This window comes from Synechococcus sp. KORDI-100, assembly GCF_000737535.1.
In the GTDB taxonomy this organism is placed as follows: Bacteria; Cyanobacteriota; Cyanobacteriia; order PCC-6307; family Cyanobiaceae; genus Parasynechococcus.
This window is the reverse complement of sequence record NZ_CP006269.1, coordinates 2,235,216-2,249,752: the sequence shown is the minus strand read 5'-3', so window position 1 is coordinate 2,249,752 and position 14,537 is coordinate 2,235,216. Positions and strand designations below refer to the sequence as shown.

17 protein-coding genes are annotated in these 14,537 nt (G+C 58.6%); 9 read left to right on the top strand and 8 right to left on the bottom strand.

Features of this window, described 5'->3' with window-relative positions; all coding sequences use genetic code 11:
- Positions 1-13 precede the first annotated feature (13 nt).
- The gene (gene rsmG / locus KR100_RS11650) at positions 14-754 is read right to left on the bottom strand and encodes a 16S rRNA (guanine(527)-N(7))-methyltransferase RsmG (RefSeq protein WP_038546160.1); all 741 of its coding nucleotides are present in this window, start codon (positions 752-754) and stop codon (positions 14-16) included.
- 43 nt (positions 755-797) lie between these two features.
- On the opposite strand from rsmG, the gene KR100_RS11645 reads away from it, so the two are divergent.
- Together KR100_RS11645 and KR100_RS11640 are read left to right on the top strand one after the other, a co-directional pair.
- On the top strand, positions 798-1,334 hold the full coding sequence (locus tag KR100_RS11645) for a J domain-containing protein (protein WP_038546157.1): 537 nt from the start codon (positions 798-800) through the stop codon (positions 1,332-1,334).
- Entirely contained in the window at positions 1,324-1,545 is a 222-nt protein-coding gene (locus KR100_RS11640; protein ID WP_051847520.1) for a DUF3143 domain-containing protein, read from the top strand. Before KR100_RS11645 ends, KR100_RS11640 begins: the two co-directional genes overlap by 11 nt.
- A gap of 1 nt (position 1,546) precedes the next feature.
- Here the strand turns inward: KR100_RS11640 and bioA are convergent, their stop codons facing one another.
- Positions 1,547-2,836 (bottom strand): adenosylmethionine--8-amino-7-oxononanoate transaminase, encoded by a 1,290-nt coding sequence (bioA, locus tag KR100_RS11635; protein WP_038548763.1) that lies wholly within the window; start codon positions 2,834-2,836, stop codon positions 1,547-1,549.
- A gap of 38 nt (positions 2,837-2,874) precedes the next feature.
- Between bioA and KR100_RS11630 the strand changes: the two genes are divergently transcribed.
- Positions 2,875-3,162, top strand: coding sequence for a hypothetical protein (locus KR100_RS11630; protein ID WP_239420329.1), 288 nt, complete (start codon positions 2,875-2,877; stop codon positions 3,160-3,162).
- Positions 3,163-3,171: 9 nt separating this feature from the next.
- Here KR100_RS11630 and KR100_RS16620 read toward each other — a convergent pair whose 3' ends face one another.
- Genes KR100_RS16620 through KR100_RS11610 form a run of 5 tightly spaced genes read right to left on the bottom strand, consistent with a single transcriptional unit; the run spans position 3,172 to position 6,554 of the window.
- Positions 3,172-3,327 carry a hypothetical protein gene (locus KR100_RS16620; RefSeq protein WP_204207708.1) on the bottom strand — a complete coding sequence of 52 codons (156 nt, stop codon included), beginning with the start codon at positions 3,325-3,327 and terminating at the stop codon, positions 3,172-3,174.
- Positions 3,324-3,968 (bottom strand): dethiobiotin synthase, encoded by a 645-nt coding sequence (bioD, locus tag KR100_RS11625; protein WP_239420328.1) that lies wholly within the window; start codon positions 3,966-3,968, stop codon positions 3,324-3,326. The genes KR100_RS16620 and bioD overlap by 4 nt, the downstream gene beginning before the upstream one ends.
- Before the next feature lie 11 nt (positions 3,969-3,979).
- The gene (locus KR100_RS11620) at positions 3,980-4,735 is read right to left on the bottom strand and encodes a methyltransferase domain-containing protein (protein WP_038546148.1); all 756 of its coding nucleotides are present in this window, start codon (positions 4,733-4,735) and stop codon (positions 3,980-3,982) included.
- A complete protein-coding gene (locus tag KR100_RS11615; RefSeq protein ID WP_038546145.1) occupies positions 4,732-5,430 on the bottom strand; it encodes an alpha/beta hydrolase in 699 nt (232 codons plus the stop codon). The genes KR100_RS11620 and KR100_RS11615 overlap by 4 nt, the downstream gene beginning before the upstream one ends.
- A complete protein-coding gene (locus KR100_RS11610) occupies positions 5,427-6,554 on the bottom strand; it encodes an 8-amino-7-oxononanoate synthase (protein WP_038546141.1) in 1,128 nt (375 codons plus the stop codon). Before KR100_RS11610 ends, KR100_RS11615 begins: the two co-directional genes overlap by 4 nt.
- Positions 6,555-6,613: 59 nt before the next feature.
- Here KR100_RS11610 and KR100_RS11605 point away from each other — a divergent pair, with 59 nt between their 5' ends.
- Positions 6,614-7,555 carry a bile acid:sodium symporter family protein gene (locus KR100_RS11605; protein WP_038546137.1) on the top strand — a complete coding sequence of 314 codons (942 nt, stop codon included), beginning with the start codon at positions 6,614-6,616 and terminating at the stop codon, positions 7,553-7,555.
- Between the two features lies 1 nt (position 7,556).
- On the opposite strand, the gene KR100_RS11600 is transcribed toward KR100_RS11605, so the two are convergent.
- Positions 7,557-7,877 (bottom strand): DUF3303 domain-containing protein, encoded by a 321-nt coding sequence (locus KR100_RS11600; RefSeq protein ID WP_038548761.1) that lies wholly within the window; start codon positions 7,875-7,877, stop codon positions 7,557-7,559.
- Between the two features lie 366 nt (positions 7,878-8,243).
- On the opposite strand from KR100_RS11600, the gene KR100_RS11595 reads away from it, so the two are divergent.
- The 5 genes from KR100_RS11595 to KR100_RS11570 all read left to right on the top strand — a co-directional run bounded on the left by KR100_RS11595 (position 8,244) and on the right by KR100_RS11570 (position 14,535).
- Positions 8,244-11,015 carry an RNA helicase gene (locus KR100_RS11595; protein WP_038546134.1) on the top strand — a complete coding sequence of 924 codons (2,772 nt, stop codon included), beginning with the start codon at positions 8,244-8,246 and terminating at the stop codon, positions 11,013-11,015.
- Positions 11,012-11,521 carry a DUF1997 domain-containing protein gene (locus KR100_RS11590; protein WP_038546131.1) on the top strand — a complete coding sequence of 170 codons (510 nt, stop codon included), beginning with the start codon at positions 11,012-11,014 and terminating at the stop codon, positions 11,519-11,521. The genes KR100_RS11595 and KR100_RS11590 overlap by 4 nt, the downstream gene beginning before the upstream one ends.
- Before the next feature lie 113 nt (positions 11,522-11,634).
- On the top strand, positions 11,635-12,432 hold the full coding sequence (locus tag KR100_RS16120) for a hypothetical protein (RefSeq protein ID WP_156098084.1): 798 nt from the start codon (positions 11,635-11,637) through the stop codon (positions 12,430-12,432).
- Between the two features lie 5 nt (positions 12,433-12,437).
- Positions 12,438-13,286 (top strand): ABC transporter permease, encoded by an 849-nt coding sequence (locus KR100_RS11575; protein ID WP_038546122.1) that lies wholly within the window; start codon positions 12,438-12,440, stop codon positions 13,284-13,286.
- Positions 13,279-14,535 (top strand): sugar ABC transporter, encoded by a 1,257-nt coding sequence (locus KR100_RS11570; protein WP_156098083.1) that lies wholly within the window; start codon positions 13,279-13,281, stop codon positions 14,533-14,535. The genes KR100_RS11575 and KR100_RS11570 overlap by 8 nt, the downstream gene beginning before the upstream one ends.
- The last annotated feature ends 2 nt before the right edge of the window (positions 14,536-14,537 follow it).

Genomic DNA, 14,537 nt, shown 5'->3' with positions numbered 1-14,537 from the left:
AGGTCGCGGTCCATCACGGAGCGCTTCCCAGAGGCACTTTGCTGGGTATGCCGACCGGCCTTGGATAGATGTCCGGACAGCGGCTGACACACCGAATGCGCAGCACATGCCGAATGCCGCGACCGGAGGGCAGCTGCAGCCTCTGAACATCGTGGATTCTTGCCCTCAACGGCTCCAGAGCCTTGGTCAGATCGGCTGAATCGGTGTCACCCCACTGGCCTCGATACAACAGTGCTTCGCCATTGCTTCGCAGCAACGGCACCAGATATTCCGCAACCACGGGAGCGGCAGCGACGGCCCGGGCCACGGCCAGATCGAAGCGGCCGCGGCAGTCCCTGTCATGACCGCTGGCTTCAATTCTCTCGGTGCGGATCCGGATGCGCTTTGAAAGCCCCAGGGCTGATGCCATGGCCTGCACTGCAGCCGTTTTGCGGCCAACCGAATCAACCAGGGTCATCCGAGTTCCGGGCAGGGCGATCGCAATCGCTAGCCCGGGGAATCCGCCTCCCGTTCCCACATCGATGCATTCCCGCAATGAGCTGCTCGACTTCAGTTCTTCCGTCAACGGCCAGAGGCTGTCGAACACCTGGTTGATCCAGTAGTCCTCACCCTCCACCAATCGGGTCAGATTGAGTTGTTGGTTCCACTGCCGCAGCAGCTCCTGCAGCCTGATCAGATCCTGCAACTGGTCCGGCGATGGCTCCCATCCCAGCGCTGTCCAGAGATCGCGCGCGGGTCCACTGGACTGCTCCATCGGCCACAGCAGCGACTCTTCCTACGATGAAACACCATCTGGAGTGTCGTTGTTGAACTCCCGCTGCCATTACGAGCGGTTGGGAGTCGCCAGTACGGCGGATTCCGAAACCCTGCGCCAGGCATTCCGACGGCGGAGCAAGGATCTGCATCCAGACACCACAGCACTTCCTGCTGATCAGGCGGCGTCTGAGTTTCAGATGCTGCGTCAGTCTTATGAGCTTCTGCAGGATCCAGAGCGCCGCCGTCGTTACGACGAGCAGCGTGCTCATGATCGAGCAGCCGCTTCCACGACCGGTTCGCCGCCACCGGTTCGGTCAGGGGATGGCTGGAGTGGCATTGGGGAGCGTCGACCCCTCTCCGGTGGTGAATGGTTCTCCTTGTTGCTGCTGTTGCTGGCGCTGCTGATCAGCGTGGTGCTCGGGCTTGGTGTGGCATCGGCACAGGGTCGTTCCTGGCAGGTTTCTCCAGGCTGGATGTCCACTGGCCAGACTCAGGGGGTGATGTCCTCCCAGCCGCCCGATGCCAGCCCTGCCGACGGATCGGACACCTCTGAATCAGCACTCGCTGATGGCCCTTGAGCAATGGCTGCGCAATCTCGGTGCTGAGCCCGCGCCGGAAGCTCCGAGTCGTTGGCTCCTGAACACGCCAACCTGGACTGCCGAACTGGTTCTCGAGCAGGAGGATCTGCGCGTGACCTGGCTGCAGCCCGACGATGAGACGCGTCAGTGTTGCCTGCCCTATGGCCTCTCCAGGGCGGATGTGGAGGCGGCGATTCAGGCCGGACCCTGATTCAGAGCTGATCCAAGGCGTTGCGAAGCACCAGATAGCACTTGTCCAGCTGTTCATCGGTGATGCACAACGGAGGCATCAGATACACCACCTGACCCAGTGGCCGGAGAAACACTCCCTGACGCATGGCGAGCCGTTTCACGGTGGGACCTGCTGGATTCAGATACCCGGAACAACCCTCCACATTGAGGTCGAAGGCCGCCACCGTCCCGAGCAGCCTTGGTCGCTTCACCCGCGGATGGGACGCCAGGTCTTCGAGATGGCGGCGGTGTCGTCGCTCGAAGCTCAGAAAGCGTTCGGGGGCGGCCTCGAGAAGGTCAAGGCTGGCGTTGGCAGCGGCGCAGCCGAGGGGATTGGCGGTGAAGCTGTGGCCGTGCCAGAAGGTGTCCTGTGGCTCTCCGCCCAGGAATCCCTCGAAGACGCGTTCGCTCGCCATGGTCACCCCCATCGGCAGGCAGCCGCCGGTGAGTCCCTTTGACAAGGCCATCAGGTCTGGCTGGATCCCCGCCCGTCTGCTCGCGAACCAGTCGCCGCAGCGGCCGAACCCTGTCAGGACCTCATCCGCGATCAACAGCGCCCCCGCCCGGCGCACACGCTGCTGTACCTGGATCAGGAAGTCCGGGCGCACCATCGACATGCCGCCTGCGCCCTGTAGCAGTGGCTCCAGAATCACTGCGGCTGTTGGTCTTTCGAGGCAGGTCTCCAGCAGGTCGAGAGCGGCTTGCTCGCGGTCATCAACCGCATCGTCATCCCACCAGGTGGCAGGCCAGGGCACTCTGGCGACCGGAAACAGCTTGTCGTTGAAGGGAGCGCTGAAAAGGTTGCGTTCCCCTACGGCCATCGCGCCGAAGGTGTCCCCGTGATAAGCGCCGTCGAAGGCGATGATCTGATGGCGGGCTTCGCCGCGGTTGAACCACCACTGGCAGGCCATCTTGATGGCAACCTCCACTGCGGTAGAGCCGTTGTCGGAAAAGAACAGACGCTCAAGGCCGGTGATCTGGCTGAGACGTTCTGCCAGCCTTTCCGCCGGTTCATGGCAGAAGTCAGCGAAGATCACCTGTTCCAGACGATGGGCCTGCTGTGCGATGGCCTCGGCCAGCACAGGGTGACCATGCCCGTGCAGGGTGACCCACCAGCTGCTGATGGCATCAATCAGGGGGACACCATTTCCCTCCGGGAACAGCAGGGCTCCCTGGCCGGCTTGGATCCGTTGCTGCGGCGCTGCCGAACCGATCTGGGTGAAGGGGGGCCACAGGTTCGGATGTCGTGTCACAGGTCCCACCGAAACCATGGTCAACTCCGCTGGTTTTGTCATATTGGAACGTGAGGGTGCTCACCCCAGACGATCTGATGCGGTCCAGGCGACTATCAAAACGATTCATCGCCACCGCACCTTCGGTAGGCAAGATCACCGGCCTGGGGTCGGTTCGCCGGGAAGTGTTCGCTGACGGTGGCTGGTTGTCGATTCGTGTGATGCTCGAAGAGCGGGGTTGGTCCCCATCCCATGTCGATCTGATCCACGAGCAACTGCGACAGGGCTGGCCTCTGGCCATGGCTGTGCGTCAGGTTGCGATGCGCATGGGGACCTGCCCGATGCGCTCGAAATCCCTGGGCTAGGGCTCTGATTCAGCGGCAGACCTCGCTGGCCTGTTCCGCGTCCGTCGAGAGAGGGCCGCAGTTCACCCATCGAACCATCTGAACTTCGATGTCTGTGAACAGCACCAGAACCCCTCCGCAAAGAAGGGCCACCGCCAGGCTGACCAGGGACTGTCGTCGGCTCATTGCGATACCTGATCCTCCAGTTGCCGGAATTTAGGGCCAAGGCTCTGCTGCTGCCATTGCTCCGCCAGCGTCTCCGCTGACAGCGGGACAAGCGGAGGCAGTTCCGCCAGGACCGGAACGCCTCCGAACTGTTCCAGGGTTCGTGGGTTATCGGCATGGCGCGGCCCATTGAGGATCAGTCCCAGGACATTGAGCTCCCGTTTCCTCAACGCTTCCAGACTCAGCAGGGTGTGGTTCAAGGTGCCCAACCCGCTGCGGGCCACCAGCACGATCGGCAGGTTCCAGACCTGCAGCTGATCGATCTGCAGCCAGTTGCGGTTGAGGGGAACCAAAAGACCGCCTGCGGTTTCCACAACCAGAGCTCCCGGATGTGTCGGCAGAGCCAGACGCACTGGTTCCAGTGGTGATGCGTCAAGCTCAGAGGCCCAGTGCGGCGACACCGGTTGGCTGAAGGCATAGGCCTCAGGCAGCATTCGGTCGTCCCTGAGGCCCAGGAGCTGCCGAACACGGCTGCGATCGCCGCCGCCCTCCAGTCCGCTCTGGACAGGTTTCCAGTAACTCGCTTGGAGTCCTTGGACGAGAAGCGCACTCACCACGGTCTTGCCGACATCCGTATCGGTGCCGCACACCACCAGTTGCATCGCGGATCGCATCATCGACGGAGCAGCAGAATCAGAATCCGCCAGGTGAGGCCTGGACGCCTTGAGCCCAGGTCTTGGGGCCAGGCGCGGAACAGTCGGCGCCAGGATGCCGCCGTCAGCCCCTGGGATGGAGTGGATCCAGCTCCAATCGCCGACATGGGTTTCAGGAGATGAATGGCATGGTCAGACCGCTGGGTGAACCGAAGCACTGAGCAGTGCTGAACGGCGGACGGGGAGACGCAGGTGAGCAGGTCGTCCTGATTCGGAAGCGGCATGGCCGTGCAGGCGACACCGGCGCGAGCTGCAGCCTGATGCCATTGCTGAAAGCTGCCATCAACCGGAACGCTCAGAGCCATCCATCCATCGGCGGCCAGGCTGTCGAACCAGTGCTGCAGGGTCCCCGGCGGGCATGTCAGCCAGTGCAACACAAAGCTCGAAGCCAGCAGCGACGGAGGAGCTGGCCAGGTCGGCAGCGGGTTGTTGAGATCGAACGCCATCACCGATGGTCGTCGCCCCTGTTGACAGAGCATGGCGGGACTGCCATCGAGTCGCAGCACCTGCTGTCCCGGGCACCGACGTTCCAGGGCATCCGCCAACAGCCCCGTACCGCTTCCCAGGTCAACCCAGAGCCCTGCTGGAATCGCCACCCGTGAGCAGAGGCATGCCAACCGTTCGGCAATCGCACGCTGCAGGCTTGCTTCACCGTCGTAGTGGCTGGCGGCCCTGTCAAATCGTGTGAGGACCTGCTGCCTCCAGAACTGACTCATGGTCTTTCAAGCCAGGCCAGCACCCGTTGCAATGCATCAGCCGTCAGGAGGGCGTGACCGCAGCCGGCCTGCAGCAGCACGGTCGGCCGTCTCCCCAGGCGATCCTCCAAAGACCGGGTCAGCAGCTCCTGGGTCTCGGCAGGAACAATCTGATCAAGGTCGCCCTGAAGAACCAGAACCGACGCGTGATCAGGGCAGCCTGCTGGCAAGGCGCTGAGGTTGGCCAGCAGGTTCAGGTCGTCGCGCAGGCGTTGCCGGCCCGTTTCGCTGATTCCCTGCAGAAGCGCATTCGGAGGTAAGGCCGACAGTGGGAATGGCGATGCCGCACGGTCCAGGAAGCGCCGAAGCATCACAGTCTCCTGATCCGTTCCCAGTGCCTGGCCCATCCCCTTCAGCGCGGTTTTCTGGCGTCGGCCCTGGACTCCCTCGGGAGCAAAACAAGCGAATCCACCCAGCAGAACCAGGTCGGTGGCAACCGAGAGGACGGAGGCTGGCAGGAGGTGGAAGCCCAGCGAATGGCAGATCACAAGTCGGCGAGTCGAGCCATCCATCCAGGCGGGGATCTGAGCTGATCGGGAGCCATAGCCCCGTTCTCCACTGAGCCACCGCCATCCCCTTTGCTCGAAGTGGCGGCTCCAGAGCATCCAGACACTGCTGTCTCCCGCCCATCCATGCATCGCGATCACCTGCCTCATGGATTGGAGAGAGCTGTCAGAAATCTCTCCAGCGTGTTATCTGGCAGATCGCGCCGGACAACGATGCGCAGCCTGGCCTGTCCCTCTGGAACGGTGGGTGGTCTGATGGCGATGCAGAGAAGTCCCGCCGTTTCCAGTTTCTGCTGAAGGCCCAGTGCGACCTCGTCTGCACCCACGATCAGCGGCAGGATCGGCCCTGCGCCTGCCGGCCTGCTCCAGCCACTCCGTTCCAGGGCATCCCGCCAGCGCGATGCTCTGGTCTGCAGTTGATCGCCCCAGCTGGGATGCGCCTCGATCCGCTTCAGGGCTGCCAGTGCTCCAGCCACCAGTGGTGGAGCCATCGCCGTGGTGTATCGGAATGCCCCGCTGGTCTGCAGCAGTTGCTCCCCCATGGCGTCATCAGCGGCCAGAAAGGCACCACCGCTGCCAAAGGCTTTGCCGAAGGTGCCACTGATCAGATGCACTGGATGCCTGAGTCCATGACACAGTCCGCGTCCGCCGTTTCCCAGCACGCCCAGGGCATGGGCTTCATCGATGAGAAGCCGCGCACCGTATGCAGCACAGAGGCTTGCGAGCGAGTCCAGATCCGGGCTTGTCCCTTCCATGCTGAACAGGCTTTCGCTGATCACCACCGCAGGCCCACCGTCACTGCAGGCAGCCAGACGTCGTTCGAGATCGACAAGATCGTTGTGGGCGAAGCGCTGCAGCCGCGCGCCGCTGGCCCGAACGCCGACCAGGAGCGAGTTGTGAATCAACCGATCGGCCAGCACCGTGCTGTGTCGATTGGCCAGGGCGCTGACGGCGGCGATATTGGCCTGGAAACCACTGGGGAACAGCAGCACACGCCCACGATTCAGCCAGCTGGCCAGGGCCTGCTCCAGTTCGTCATGGCTCGGCCGGCTCCCCGTCACAAGCCGAGAACCCCCTGCTCCCACTCCCTCCAGCCGCAGGGCGGCGGTTGCCGCGTTCACCAGGTCGGGATGGCGGCTGAGACCGAGATAGTCATTGCTTGCCAGATCCAGCAGCGGTGTGCCGGATCCGGTCACGCTGTGCAGGTGCCAGTGCTCCTGGCCTGGGCGCCAGGTGCGCAGGTGGCGACGTCGGGCCGGGTCGACATGGCTCATTGCATCAGTCTGCGCGCTGCCTCGACGGAGGATGGCGGTTTCAGCCAGGCAGGCAGCTCATGTCGCTGGAGCGTTTCACGCTGTGGTTCCCGCTTTGGACACTGCTTGGAGCGGTTCTTGCCTTGCTCTGCCCCCCTCTGTTCGTCTGGTTCCGCGGCCCGCTGATCACCGTGGGGCTGGGGGTGATCATGCTGGGGATGGGTCTGGGTCTGGCGCCGCAGGATTTCGTCAGAGTCGGTCGGCGTCCATGGGCGATCCTGCTTGGAGCGACTGCGCAGTTCATCGTCATGCCCGCTCTTGCCGCGACGCTGGCCTGGCTGCTGCAACTGTCTCCGCCCTTGGCGGTTGGTCTGATCCTGGTGGGCTGTTGTCCTGGGGGCACGGCCAGCAACGTCGTGGCCCTGATTGCCCGTGCTGACGTTGCACTCTCGGTGGTGATGACCACCGTGAGTACGGTCGCCGCGGTGGTGATGACGCCAAGGCTGACGGAACTTCTGGCCAGTCAGTACGTACCGGTGAACGGTTGGGCTCTCTTTCTGAAGGTGGTGCAGGTGGTGCTGCTGCCGGTGGCGGTTGGCGTGCTGCTGAAGCAGGGATGTCCTGGGGTGGCGCGCCGCGTCGAACCCGTGATGCCTCCGTTGGCTGTTGTGCTGATTGTGTTGATCGTCGCGAGCATCGTCGGCAGTCAGCGCGCGGAGCTCCTGCAGCAGGGGCCGCAGCTGTTGCTGGCCTGCCTGCTTCTGCATTGCGGCGGTTTCCTGCTGGGGTACATCCTGCCGAGGCTGTTCAGGCAGCAGGAGGCGGTGAGGCGCACCATCAGCATCGAAGTCGGCATGCAGAATTCAGGCCTGGCCGTGGTGCTGGCGCGAAGTGGGGGGTTTGCAAGCCCGCTCACAGCATTGCCGGGTGCAATTTCAGCGGTGATTCATTGCATCATCGGCAGTGCTCTGGCTGCGGGCTGGCGACAGTCGGATCCCGCTTCGGATCCATCAGATCGCTGATTCAGCCGCCGAGCTTGGCAAAAAGGTCCTTGTGATAGTCGACCACGCTCTGACAGCTGATCACGGGCGTGAAATCAATCACCATGCCGAATTGTGCACGCCAGGGAGCGAAGTGGGCGAAGAGTTGCTTGTCACTTTCGGCGCGGCAGAGCACAACGACGCGTCCCTCTCCGGGGGCATGCACGCGGAACAGCAGTTCAAAACCTTCGAACTTATCTTCCTTCGCCATGGCACCACTGTCCCAGAGCTCAATGAACTGGGCGTAAGCAGCCTTCTGCATTTCAATATCGTCGAACTGAATGTCGGCCAGATAAAGCTGCATGTTGAAGCAGATGAACGCTCTTTCAGGATGACTTCGCATCTCTGAAAGCAGCGTGACCAATGCTTATATCTGTTCAAAGAAATCAAACGTCGTCGTTGCGCAGGGCAACCATCCGTGGAACCCAACGCCTGCCGAGCAGACGCGTTGCATGGGCTGAATCAGCTGTTCAGGGATTCACCGACGATGATTTTGTAGAGCCAAAGGGCACTGCAAGCCAGGCTGAGAGAGAGGACAACCGTGAGAAGGTCCAGCGTTGTCATGAAACTTCATGAATTTTTTCCCTTCTAGCGTCTGATTCTGCTGACCGCTGCAGAAAGCAACGGATCCAAGAGAAAGCAACGGATCCTGCCTTCGTAGGATTTACCTATGGGACCTAAGGCGCCGGCGGCGATGACTGAACCAGGCGCCGATGGGTCAGCCCCGCTGGATCCTGCCGCGGTCTTCGGGTTTCCTCTAGATGACTTCCAGCTGGAGGCGATCGATGCCCTGAATCAGGGCCACTCCGTTGTTGTCAGTGCTCCGACTGGTTCCGGCAAAACCCTTGTGGGCGAATACGCCATTCATCGCGCCCTGGCACATGGCCAGAAAGTCTTCTACACCACACCTCTCAAGGCTCTCTCCAACCAGAAGCTGCGGGATTTTCGCCAACAGTTCGGTGATCAGAACGTTGGTCTGATGACCGGCGATCTCAGCTTGAACCGCGAGGCTTCGATCGTCGTGATGACGACGGAGATCTTCCGCAACATGCTCTATGCGGAGGCTGATGAGCATGACGACCCACTAGCGGATGTGGAGGCTGTCGTCCTTGATGAATGCCACTACATGAACGACTCCCAGCGGGGAACGGTCTGGGAGGAATCGATCATTCACTGTCCGCCTCCTGTTCAGCTGGTGGCCCTGTCGGCCACGGTGGCCAATGCAGGCCAGCTCACCGACTGGATCGAGAAGGTCCACGGGCCTACACAACTGGTGCACAGCGACTACCGACCGGTACCGCTTCAGTTCAGTTTCTGCAGTGCCAAGGGGCTTCATCCCCTGCTGAATGAACAAGGCACAGGACTGCACCCAAACTGCAAGGTCTGGCGAGCACCCAAGGGAAACAAACGCAGGGGCCGTTCCCCGAAACCCCCGCAGCCAGAGCCCCCGCCAATCAGTTTTGTGGTGGCTCAGATGGCGGAGCGATCCATGCTCCCGGCGATCTATTTCATTTTCAGCCGTCGGGGTTGTGACAAGGCTGTGAGGGATCTCGGTGTTCAGTGTCTGGTGAGCCCGAAGGAACAGGCGCGCATCCGCGAGCGCCTGACGTCTTACAGCGAGGTGAATCCGGAAGCTGTCCGCGACGGCCTCCATGCAGATGCTCTGCTGCGGGGGATCGCCGCTCACCATGCCGGAGTCCTGCCGGCCTGGAAGGAATTGATTGAGGAGCTGTTCCAGCAGGGACTCGTCAAGGTGGTGTTCGCCACCGAAACCCTGGCGGCTGGGATCAACATGCCGGCCCGCAGCACGGTGATCGCTGCTCTTTCCAAGCGCACGGAGCGGGGCCACCGGCCTCTGATGGGCAGCGAGTTTCTGCAGATGGCTGGCCGGGCCGGCCGCCGCGGTCTTGATTCACGCGGTTATGTCGTGACGGTGCAAAGCCGCTTTGAAGGCGTCCGTGAGGCCGGGCAGCTTGCGACCAGTCCGGCTGATCCGCTGGTCAGTCAGTTCACGCCCAGTTACGGCATGGTGCTGAATCTGCTGCAGCGTCACGATCTCGAGAAGGCACGGGAGCTGGTGGAACGAAGCTTCGGTCGCTACCTGGCCAGCCTGGATCTGGTGGAGGAGGAATCAACCCTGTCGCAGCTGCGGTTGCAACTCGGTCAGCTGGAAGGGGTCGCTGGCGATGTGCCCTGGGAGGACTTTGAGGATTACGAAAAACTCCGCGGCAGGCTGCGGGAGGAGAGGCGCCTGCTGCGCATCCTCCAGCAGCAGGCCGAGGAGACCCTGGCCAACGAACTCACGCTGGCACTCCAGTTCGCCAGCTCGGGAACCCTGGTGAGCCTCAAGTCTCCCCAGTTGCGCGGACGGGTCACTCCAGCCGTGATCGTGGAGAAAGTGAACGGACCTGGCCAGTTTCCGCTGCTGCTCTGCCTGACGGATGACAACCTCTGGATGCTGGTTCCCTGCCATTCTGTCGTCAGTCTCCACGCCGAGCTCAGCTGTCTGCAGGTGGACAGCGTTGTGGCGCCGGATCTCCAGCGCTCCGGTGAACTGCGTCACGGCGATCAGCTCAGTGGAGCACTGGCGTTGGCGGTGGCGCACATGGCCGGTCGTCACGACATGACAACCCCCCAGTACGACCTGGCCGGCGAGGTGCTCACCCAGGCCAGGCTCGTCCAGACGCTCGAGCAGGAGCAAGACCTGCATCCAGCCCATCGCTGGGGAGACCGCAAGCAGCTCAAGAAGCACCGTCGGCGAATGGAGGAGCTGGAGGAGGAAATCGAGGAACGCCAGCGGCTTCTTCATCACCGTGCCAACCGGCACTGGGAGACCTTCCTTTCCCTGCTTGAGATCCTGCAGCAGTTCGGCTGTCTGGTTGAGCTTGAACCGACGGAAATCGGTCGCACCGTCGCTGCCCTGCGCGGTGACAACGAGCTGTGGCTTGGTTTGGCGTTGATGAGCGGTCACCTCGATGAGCTTCAGCCTGCTGAACTTGCGGCTGTGTTTGAAGCCATCAGCACGGAGGTGAATCGGCCTGATCTCTGGAGCGGTTTTCCGCCGCCACCTGCGGCTGAGGAGGCGCTTCACGATCTCTCCGGTGTCCGCCGCGAGCTGCTGCGTACGCAGGAACGCCTGAACGTTGTGGTGCCGGCCTGGTGGGAACCGGAACTGATGGGTTTGGTGGACGCCTGGGCCAGGGGGACAGCCTGGACCGATCTGATTGCCAACACATCTCTGGATGAGGGCGATGTGGTGCGGATCATGCGTCGCACGGTGGATCTTCTCGCTCAGGTGCCGTTCTGCGAGGCCATCAGCGAGCAGCTGCGCTCGAATGCACGCCTTGCTCTCAAGGCGATCAATCGCTTTCCGGTCTGTGAATCACCGGATCTGCTCAAGGAATCGTCTGGGCTCAATCCAGCGACTGAGAGAGCGGCATGACGCTGCGCTGTGCAGACACGCATGTCTGTGAGGTTTCGATCCGTTCAGCTGACCGGCGAACGCTGGTGGATCTGCTGTCGGATCCACAGGCAACCATGGAGGCTTTGCTGGATCGCAAGAAGCTGACATCGTTACCCGGACATCGCTTCCGTTACCAATCAAGCCCCTACAGAATTCTGAGTTTCAATCTTCAACCTGAGGTTGTCTTTGCCGCTGTCTGGACGGGGCAGGCACTTCAGATTGAATTTGAGCGTTGTGAGATTCACGGCCTTGGTGGCGTTCAAAAAGCAGTGAGCTTTGAATGCAGAGCCACACTGACGCCATTCGAATCGCTGATCAGAGCCAGTGCCAGTGCAGAATTGGCTCTGGCCAGTCGCCAGGCATTGTTCATCCTGCCCGACGCGATGATTCTTTCCATCGGTCGAAAGTCCTTGCAGCTTGTGTTTGCCAGATTGGAACGTCGATGCCAAAAGAGATTGCGAAAAGCCGTGATGCAGAGACGATGAAATTCTGCCCTTATAGAGTTGATTTGAATCCCACTTTTTGATGGAATGCGATTGTATTCGCTTCAAATAGATGCTTTGGTGGTAAGCTTCTGGGCAGTTTCTTCTTCCAGGCTTTGAATGTCGCCGCACCCCATGCAGTGACCCTCAAGCTTGAGGATTTGGTTCTGCGTTTCAATCGGAAAGAAAAGACACTCAATACAACCCCAATTAATAGAACATTTCACGTGGGAGAGCGTACCGCGATTCTTTGCGATAACCGAAGAATTCGTGATGAGTTGCTTGGCAGTATTTATGGATTGGTACAGCCTGTTTCCGGTTGCGTGACTCAGCAGGGAGTGGTCAGCTGGCCATTGGGATTGAAGGGCGGACTCGATGGGAAGCTGACACTTCTTCAAAACATGCGTTTTCTTGGTTCACTGTATGAAGACAGGCTTGCTCCTTTGAATTTAGAAAAGTTCTTGAGAACATTTCTGGATTGTGCAGAGTTGTCCCCTCGTGCTCGTCTTAAAGATCTGAAATCTAAAGATCAAAAAGTCTTTTATATGGTTGTTGCTCTTGCGTTCTCGTTTGATGTTTTTCTCGTCCCCTCAGCCCAGTTTTTAATGGGTAATGAAAAGGATCAATTGATTCAATATATGAAAACTGTTTTTGAGGCAAGAATTCAAAATCAGACGCTGATCACGACCAGCGGTAATAAGAGATTTCTGAGGGACTATTGTGATCGTGGTCTTGCAATCGGACCATCGGGACAGAAAATATTTGAAGGAAGTCTGGAAGACTGTCTTGTTTGGATGAAATCATCTGGATCTCAAGCCGATGGCATTGAGGATGATGACGCGATTGACGAGAGCGTGTTTTCTGCGAGTCTCAATAACGAAGACAGTGAGACAGAATTCCTCGAAATCATTTAACGATCATGCTCGAATTTTTAAGGACGTTAATTTCAAAATTGCAATCTCAGCTTGCTGTGATTTTGGCGATTTCTGTTTACGAAAGAGAGCGCAGGGCCGCTGACAGCCCTTTTGGTGCTTGGGAGGCATTGATTCAGCCCCTTCAGATGTTGCTGTTTTTGTTGATCATTCGTGTTGGTCTTAAATATCTCATCAGTGGTTCAAGCGTTCTCAGCGTTGATTTAACAACCGTCAGTGCTGATCTTTATTTTGATCCGTTCACGTTTCTTGTAACAGGCCTCTCACTTGTCTTCCTGTTTAGGACTGTGGCCTTGAAATCAATCAACGGGCTCAAGTTGAAAGCCCCACTGTTCTACATGCGTGTGAAGCCGCTTGATATTCTTCTGGCATCGGCACTGAATGATGTTCGGGCTCTGGCTTCGATGTCAGTCATCACGTTGATCCTGAGTTGGTGTATCAGGTGGACATTCCAGTTTGATCGCCCTGGATTGGCAATCAGCGTCTATTTGCTCACAGTCATCATGGCTGTTGGATTTGGTGTCTGTATCACATTTGTGGGCCAATTCGTCCCAGCTTTGAAGAGAATTGTTAAACGGATATTACAGCGCCTGATTATCTGGACGTCGGGCATCTTTTTTGCAACGTTTGAATTAGCTCCTCAAGTCAGGCCCTTGATCACTTGGAATCCGATTCTCCATGGTGTTGAGCTATTCCGATTTTCGATCAATGATTCCTATCCCACCCCCGCCATCTCGTTTCAATATCTGCTGATCTGCTCGTTGGCATGTGCTAGTTTTGCTCTGATCTTGTACAGGGTGAACGAGTCCATGTTGCTGATCAGCAGCGATGACTAAATCAATACCGCCCAATCAGAGTCCTTCCGATTCTCCTCTCCCAAGGCCGATTGAGGATGGGGCATCACCTTCCTCATTACTTTTCCCAAAATCAATTATTCAGGACGCTGCATCAAATCTTCAACTGGAAGATACGTGGCGTCAGCGTGCTCTAAGAGTCCTTAAAGGGATTTTTACTCCGCGCACCGCTGTTCTTGGATTTATTGGCCTATCGGCAATTTACTCATTCAATATTGGTCGAACACGTTATACATCGGTGTCTGAATTTGTCGTTCAGCAGCCGACGCCGATGAATAACACCGCCAACACAATCCTTGGTGCTGGCACGGCTGTTCCTCAGGCGATTAACTCTTTGCTTGATGGTCAATATCTAAAAGTTTATCTGGCATCACCTGATATTAAAAAGAAAATCTACCCGGAGATGCGGCAACTCGAAATGCTGTATGCACCCGAGCGCCCAGATCTATGGGCAGGATTGCCCGCCAATAGTGACTTTAATCAGCAAGTTGACTTTTTCAGGAGGCAACTCAGCGTTCAACCTCAACCTTTGAGTGGATCGATCGTCCTCAGGACCCATGGTTTTCAGCCAGAGCAGGCTCTCGCGCTTAACGAATCACTCCTCAGACAGTCCCAGAAGTTTGTCAACGAGGTTAACCAGTCAATCAGTGCTGATCAACAGGAGTTTGCACAGAAGGAGTTGCAAATATCCCAAGAAGAGTTGAAGAAAGCCAAGCAGAAATTACAGGATTTTCAGGATCAATATGGTCAGCTGAGCCCGGAGGTTGAACAACAAACAACATCTTCATTTATTGCGCAGCTTGAATCGAATCTTGTTGATTTAAAAGTTGAACTGGCAACTCTTAAGCGTCGCTACATTGACCCCTCGTCTCCAGAGGTCGCGTATGTTGCAGATCAAGTGCAGGAGTTGGAGCGGCAAATTCGTGAAGAGAGGCAAAAGGCAGTCGGTGCAAATGGCCGAGATCTCAATAAATTGACCTCTCAGGCAGAATCCCTCAAGGCTGATGTTGAGTTCGCCACCACGGCCTTGGAAGCAGCCCGGCTTGCGGTTGATAACAGTCGCCGTGAAAGCCAGAGACAAGCAAAATTCATTGTGATGCTCAGCAAGCCACAATTGCCCACCTCAGAGGATATGAACTGGCGTTGGCAATTCTTCCTGGCATCGATAGGGATTGTCGTTGTTGGTTGGGCTGTTGGTGGTTTTGTTGTTGCTGCAATGAAGAAGCAGTAATC

Excerpts from the sequence above, each read along its gene's own strand:
- rsmG (WP_038546160.1), bottom strand. The coding sequence starts at position 754 with ATGGAGCAGTCCAGTGGACCCGCGCGCGATCTCTGGACAGCGCTGGGA.
- KR100_RS11640 (WP_051847520.1), top strand. The coding sequence starts at position 1,324 with ATGGCCCTTGAGCAATGGCTGCGCAATCTCGGTGCTGAGCCCGCGCCG.
- bioA (WP_038548763.1), bottom strand. The coding sequence starts at position 2,836 with ATGGTTTCGGTGGGACCTGTGACACGACATCCGAACCTGTGGCCCCCC.
- KR100_RS16620 (WP_204207708.1), bottom strand. The coding sequence starts at position 3,327 with ATGAGCCGACGACAGTCCCTGGTCAGCCTGGCGGTGGCCCTTCTTTGC.
- bioD (WP_239420328.1), bottom strand. The coding sequence starts at position 3,968 with ATGCAACTGGTGGTGTGCGGCACCGATACGGATGTCGGCAAGACCGTG.
- KR100_RS11620 (WP_038546148.1), bottom strand. The coding sequence starts at position 4,735 with ATGAGTCAGTTCTGGAGGCAGCAGGTCCTCACACGATTTGACAGGGCC.
- KR100_RS11615 (WP_038546145.1), bottom strand. The coding sequence starts at position 5,430 with ATGAGGCAGGTGATCGCGATGCATGGATGGGCGGGAGACAGCAGTGTC.
- KR100_RS11610 (WP_038546141.1), bottom strand. The coding sequence starts at position 6,554 with ATGAGCCATGTCGACCCGGCCCGACGTCGCCACCTGCGCACCTGGCGC.
- KR100_RS11605 (WP_038546137.1), top strand. The coding sequence starts at position 6,614 with ATGTCGCTGGAGCGTTTCACGCTGTGGTTCCCGCTTTGGACACTGCTT.
- KR100_RS11600 (WP_038548761.1), bottom strand. The coding sequence starts at position 7,877 with ATGCAGCTTTATCTGGCCGACATTCAGTTCGACGATATTGAAATGCAG.
- KR100_RS11595 (WP_038546134.1), top strand. The coding sequence starts at position 8,244 with ATGGGACCTAAGGCGCCGGCGGCGATGACTGAACCAGGCGCCGATGGG.
- KR100_RS11590 (WP_038546131.1), top strand. The coding sequence starts at position 11,012 with ATGACGCTGCGCTGTGCAGACACGCATGTCTGTGAGGTTTCGATCCGT.
- KR100_RS11575 (WP_038546122.1), top strand. The coding sequence starts at position 12,438 with ATGCTCGAATTTTTAAGGACGTTAATTTCAAAATTGCAATCTCAGCTT.
- KR100_RS11570 (WP_156098083.1), top strand. The coding sequence starts at position 13,279 with ATGACTAAATCAATACCGCCCAATCAGAGTCCTTCCGATTCTCCTCTC.